This is a genomic window from Mesorhizobium sp. M7A.F.Ca.CA.002.05.1.1 (genome assembly GCF_003998335.1).
In the GTDB taxonomy this organism is placed as follows: Bacteria; Pseudomonadota; Alphaproteobacteria; order Rhizobiales; family Rhizobiaceae; genus Mesorhizobium.
Window position 1 is genome coordinate 1 of the sequence record NZ_RZQI01001499.1, and the last position, 744, is coordinate 744.

Below are 744 nucleotides of genomic sequence, written 5' to 3' on the forward strand. Positions count from 1 at the left end.
CGACAGGACCAGCGTTCTGGCAACAACGATGAGATATTGCGGATTGAACTCCATCTCGCCGGTCCAGCCTTCGTTGAACAAAAGCTGCTTGTAGGGCGCTGTGGTGAACACATATTCGAACCCGCCGTAAGGTCCGCGCGTCGAGAACGACACCACGATGATGATGCCGATCGGGATGATCAGCGTCAGCAGCATGATGAGATGGGCCGGCAGCAGGCCGAGGACATTCCAGTCGGGACTTTTTGTGCGTGCCTTCATGCGCCGAGGATCCGCACGGATTCGGCGGCAAAGCCAACTTTTACCGATTGCCCGATTTCGAACATCTGGCCGCGGCTGAGGCTGTTGCGCTTGGAGATGCGCAGCTTGGTTCCGCCCGCTTCAACGAGATAGTATGTGTAGCCGCCAAGATAATTGGTGCTCATGATCGTGCCGTCGACAGCGATCGGGTTGTCCTGCGCGGGCAGGCTGATTTTTTCCGGACGTATCGAGATGAAGGCCTTCTGGCCGGCGACCGCATTCTTGTGAGAGGCCGTCAAGGTCATGCCGAGTTGCGTTTTCACGGTTGCCTGCTCGCCGTCCACGGCAATCACGTCAGCATCGAGGAAGTTGGTCTCGCCGATGAAATCGGCGACGAAGCGGTTCGACGGCTCCTCGTAGATCGCCGCGGGTGTGCCAAGCTGCTGGATCTCGCCATCGCCGAGAACGCAGATGCGATCCGACATGTCGAGCGCTTCTTCCTGGTCG

1 protein-coding gene and 1 pseudogene are annotated in these 744 nt (G+C 58.6%); both read right to left on the bottom strand.

Features of this window, described 5'->3' with window-relative positions; all coding sequences use genetic code 11:
• Positions 1-258, bottom strand: a pseudogene (locus EN939_RS36640) (hypothetical protein); the annotation flags it as partial.
• Positions 255-744, bottom strand: a 490-nt coding sequence (locus EN939_RS39785) for a TOBE domain-containing protein (protein ID WP_206528469.1), incomplete at its 5' end; no start/stop codon positions are given. The pseudogene EN939_RS36640 and the gene EN939_RS39785, both read right to left, overlap by 4 nt.